The 4,519-nt window shown below is 67.5% G+C and carries 5 protein-coding genes; 2 read left to right on the top strand and 3 right to left on the bottom strand.

All coding sequences use genetic code 11. The features are described 5' to 3' along the window. Positions 1 to 61 precede the first annotated feature (61 nt). The 3 genes from ACWDAK_RS40705 to ACWDAK_RS40695 all read right to left on the bottom strand — a co-directional run bounded on the left by ACWDAK_RS40705 (position 62) and on the right by ACWDAK_RS40695 (position 2,109). Positions 62 to 334 carry a hypothetical protein gene (locus tag ACWDAK_RS40705; RefSeq protein ID WP_427396298.1) on the bottom strand — a complete coding sequence of 91 codons (273 nt, stop codon included), beginning with the start codon at positions 332 to 334 and terminating at the stop codon, positions 62 to 64. Positions 335 to 425: 91 nt separating this feature from the next. Then, a complete protein-coding gene (locus ACWDAK_RS40700) occupies positions 426 to 1,739 on the bottom strand; it encodes an acyltransferase family protein (protein ID WP_449806581.1) in 1,314 nt (437 codons plus the stop codon). 97 nt (positions 1,740 to 1,836) lie between these two features. Continuing rightward, entirely contained in the window at positions 1,837 to 2,109 is a 273-nt protein-coding gene (locus tag ACWDAK_RS40695) for a hypothetical protein (RefSeq protein ID WP_427396299.1), read from the bottom strand. A gap of 748 nt (positions 2,110 to 2,857) precedes the next feature. Here ACWDAK_RS40695 and ACWDAK_RS40690 point away from each other — a divergent pair. Together ACWDAK_RS40690 and ACWDAK_RS40685 are read left to right on the top strand one after the other, a co-directional pair. Beyond that, complete coding sequence (locus ACWDAK_RS40690) at positions 2,858 to 3,013, top strand: hypothetical protein (RefSeq protein ID WP_344640625.1); 156 nt, start codon at positions 2,858 to 2,860, stop codon at positions 3,011 to 3,013. Positions 3,014 to 3,530: 517 nt separating this feature from the next. Continuing rightward, positions 3,531 to 4,519 (top strand): transposase (locus ACWDAK_RS40685; RefSeq protein ID WP_427396296.1); only part of this gene is annotated, 989 nt, incomplete at its 3' end.

The raw sequence follows: 4,519 nt of genomic DNA, 5'->3' as shown, positions 1-4,519 counted from the left end.
GCGGCTTCTTCCCCATGCTCTCCATGATGGACATCATCCTTACCGGGACCGAAGCCCCTGATCAGGGGTGTCCGTCAAAGCGAATCAAGCCCAGGCCGGGCAGGGCGCGCTCGACCCAGCCGACCTGGTGGCCTTCGCCGAGTACGAGGAACACGTTCGGGTTGACGGTCCAGCCTGCCAGCGACCAGTGATCGCGACTGCCGACTCCGGTGACGGGCCGTCCGCCGTCGGCTCCGCCACCAGCGCTCTCTTCGCCGCGGTCCCACCAGTGACCGTCCGCACGGTGCGGAGAATACGCGCGAGACGCTGACAACCACTCGGACGTGGTAGCCATGACTCGCTCCCCCACAAGGTGCGGTCGGCGGCATCAGGAGTGGGACGCCAGGCTCGGCACAATCGACCTGGCAATCCCCCGGGGTCCGCTCTTACGAGCTTCCTGCCAGGATCGGCGCGGTCGCGTCGTCGGACCGTTCCCGATTTCGCGGCCCTGGCAGATCAGTGCCAGCGTTCTTGCTGCCTTGCCGCTTCGACTTCGGCTTCGGCTTCGGCTTCGGGCTGAGCAGCTTGACGAATGGTTTCTCCACCATGTCGTGCAGCATCGTGGCGAGAACCAGCGCCACCGAGAAGCAGGCGATGGTGAGGGCCAGCGCCTGCACGGTGGGAAGTCGCGGCGGGCCGTTGAACAGCTTCATCGCAGTGAAGATCACCAATTCGTGGACAAGGTAGAAGGCGAAGGAGATCTCGCCCAGACGCACCATCCGGGGGTTCCGCCAGATCGACGCGGTGCCCTCCACGTCGGCACGCGCCGCCGCCGGGATCAGCAGCACACAGCCGATGATGCCGGTCGCCGAGGCGGATATCAGCGGCTTCTCCGCCCAGAGCACGAGCTTCTGTGTGAGGAGCAGCCCGGTGACGAGCACCACTGCCGACACGGTCATGTTGGGCCCGCGCCAGCGACCGTTCCTGACCAGCAGCGCGAGAGCGATGCCGATGAGGAACTCCAACAGCCGCACCGGCGGGAACTGGTACACCAGGAACAGCGGCTGGATACCGGTCTTCTCGCCGACCCAGTCCATCAGGAAGGGCATCGCGATGACGAGTCCGGGGCCGACCGCGACGATGGCCCACCAGGCGCGGGCCCCCATCCGCGTGATCGGCGGCACCAGGAACGGAAACATGAAGTAGAAGAAGAACTCGACGCTCAGCGACCAGGAAACGCCGTTGTAGCCGTACCAGTACCGAGGGGCGAAGGCGAACCAGGACTGCGTGAGCGTCAGGTTCGCCGCCGCGACCCGGCCGCTGAGGTGCAGCCCTTCCCAGCTGAACAGGGCGACGGCGCCCAGGAAGGTGAGGAAGTGACTCGGGTAGATCCGAGCGAAGCGGCGGCGCCAGAAGGAGACGACTCGGTCCTTGGGGCGCGCCGACCACGTCAGAACGAATCCTGAAAGGACGTAGAAGAACGAGACGCCCGATCTACCACCGCAAAAGAGCCACCACATGGTGCTCTGAGCGCGCTCCTGACCGAAGAACCCTGACTCGATCATGATGTGGAAGCAGAAGATCATCATGGCCGCCGCCCACCGCATCCCGGTCAGCGACGGTAACCGCGATGTGTGGTCCGGAGAAACGCCGGCCGCACGGACGGTAGCAGTACTCATTTCGTTCGTTCCCTCCCTAGGAGCTGACGCAGCGTAGCAGCGGCCCTTCGCGGGCGAAGAGGCGGGTCGTCCTCGAATCACCTCGAAAAGCCGAAGTCAGTAGGGACGACGGACTGCAGGTGCGGGCGTGGGCCGCGCTGCCACGGCCCTGGAGTATGAGCTGGCCGCCTGGAGCGCATCACCTGACGGCATCCGCGTGGACTACCTCACCGAAACCCCGACGCGACTTCCCGAGCAGCTCGGTATGACCGAGTCCGAACTGTGGCAGCTCCCCTCGGCGCAGGACGGCGACTACGAGGAGTTCGAACGGATCTGCGCGGACTTCGAGGCCGGTGGCCACGCCGACCAGGTCGCCAAGGCGCTCGTCGGCCTGGCCCAGGAACTGACGAGGGAGGAAGTCGAGCGGTTCTTCGCCGAGCGCGTCGCCTCCCTGAACGCTTCCGCTCCGCAACTGCCGGAGCTGGACGCGTTTCCGGTCCGCAGCGCCGACCCGTACACCTACGCCTGCGCCCACACCTGGGTCGCCCCGCGGGAGATCGTGCGAACCCCCGACCACGAGGCATGGGGAACGATCGACCGCGACGGGCCCCGCGCCGGCCATGTCTGGATCCCTGCGGCGATCCACGAGTGGATCGACCTGCCAGTCGACGATGCCCCGGCCAAGCTCCGCGAGAGCCTCCTGACCGGCGCCATCGCACTCCGCCGCTTCCCGGGCCGGCCGGCCGCTCTACGAGGTTTCCAGCAACGGCTGTCATCGCACCCATCTCTGGCGCGTCCTCGACCTGCCGAAGCTCTTCGCCTGCGTCGACGGCATCCCGCTGCCCGGCACGCTCAGCCCCTTCCACGTCCGCACCGGCGAAGTCGGACCCGACGAGGAGCAGCAGGCCGTCGCCGTCTGGAAGGGTCTGCCGGCCAAGGGCATCATCCACGGCGCCCTCGACGACCCCGACGCCATCTTCCCCAACCTGGAGATCCACCACGTGCCCGCCATGTGGCTGCTCTACCCACCGCACCTCGCCTCCGCATGGGGCCAGCGCTATGCCGAGGTCTATCCGGGGGCCTGGGAGGCCGTGGGCAGCCCGTCGGAGGTCTCGCCTCAGCGGAAAGGTGGCTGGCCTGGGCGACCGGCGAGGCAGCGAATTGAGCCTGACGTTGCCCACTCAGTTCGGCTTCACGTCCCAGCGAGCCGGGTTCCCAGCATGACCGACCGGGGGAACGGCTGGTCCGCCAACGGTGGAGTACTCGTTCACCACAAGGTTTCCTGGTGGGCTGTCATCGGCCAGATCGGCGCATTCGGCGGGGGCGGGCAGGCCCGGATCGCGGCAGCGGGCCGGGTCAGGGCCGAGGCGAGCTGATCAGCAAGCGCGTGCGCGCGGCGCTGCCCACCCGAGGTATAGGAACGTGCTCGGGCGCGGACGCTCGCAGGCCAGGGCAGCAGTGTCATCAGGTGATCGAGGACCAGACTCGTTGCCGTGAACGGGTCGGCCAGCAACGGCACGGTGATGTCACCCGCCCTGGTGAGTTCCAGCGGCTCTTCACGGTATCAGCGTTCGTGTGAAAGTGGCTCTGGCAAGATTTTCGTAGCCGGAGATCATCCCGGGCCAACGGTCGACTGGTTTGCCAGCGGGCAACCTCTGACTGTGTTCTGTTGAACTAGCCATACTGTTACCGCAGTTGGCCAATGTGCTGGTTGTCTCGGTCGATGTTTCCGATGCTGTCGTGGCAGTCCGCGCCCGCACACGGTCCGGTGTTCCAGCAGCGTGTACGGGATGCGGCCAGCTGACCGAGTGGTGCGACAGCCGCTATGTGCGGCATCTCGCCGATGTCGCGCTCGGCGGCCGGCCTCTCCGAATCGACTTATCCGTACGCCGCTTGTACTGCGAGAACTCGGCCTGCCCGAAGGTGACCCTCGCCGAGCAGGTGCCGGGACTGACCGTGCGCTACCAGCGGCGCACCCCACTGTTGCAGCACCTGGTCGAGGCCGTCGGCGTGGTGCTGGCCGGCCGGGGTGGCGCCCGGGTGCTGCGCGTCCTCAACGTCGCGCTCTCGCGGCGCACCGTGCTCTCCCAGCTGATGCGGGTGCCACTGCCCCCGCTGGTCGCACCCCGGGTACTGGGGGTAGATGACTTCGCGCTCTACGGCGACACCTACGGCACCCTCCTGGTCGACGCCACCACCCGTCTCCCGCTGACGCTCTGGGAGGGCAGGGACGCCGAACAGCTGAGCCGATGGCTCCGCGGGCATCCCGGTGTCGAGATCGCCTGCCGCGACGGCTCGCTCACCTACCGGCAGGGCATTGCCGACGGTGCCCCCGATACTGTCCAGGTCAGCGACCGCTTCCATTTGTGGCAGGGCCTGTCCCGGCGCGTTCAGGAAGTCGCTGCATCCCACCGCGGTTGCCTGCCCGCCGCGCTCCCCGCCCCCGATCCTGCCGGGCCGGAGCCCGCTGAGGCAGTGGGCGCCGATTCCGAGCCGGTGGACACTCCCGTCGGCCGACACGTACGGCGGCTGTTCGAAGCCGTGCACGCACTGACCGATGCCGGTCGTCCTTACAACGCCGCAGCCCGTGAGCTCGGCCTGGACCGCCGCACGGTACGCAAGTACGCCCGGGCCCGCACCTGGCACGAGGTCATGCGCCGCGCTCCCCGACGCCCATCCACCCTGGATCCCTACCTCGACTACCTGCAGCAACGCTGGGACAAGGGCGAACACAACGCGAAGATCCTTCATCAGGAACTCCTGGGCAAGGGCTACCTGGGGCACTACCTGAGCTTCCCCCGAGATGCGGCGGATGGTGACAGCGGGTCAGATGGGCCTCATGAGAGGACCCGAGGCCATGGCCGCCCCGAAGAAGTACCCGC

This window comes from Kitasatospora sp. NPDC001175, assembly GCF_053598215.1.
This window is presented reverse-complemented; position numbering and strand designations above follow the sequence as displayed.

Excerpts from the sequence above, each read along its gene's own strand:
- ACWDAK_RS40705 (WP_427396298.1), bottom strand. The coding sequence starts at position 334 with ATGGCTACCACGTCCGAGTGGTTGTCAGCGTCTCGCGCGTATTCTCCG.
- ACWDAK_RS40690 (WP_344640625.1), top strand. The coding sequence starts at position 2,858 with ATGACCGACCGGGGGAACGGCTGGTCCGCCAACGGTGGAGTACTCGTT.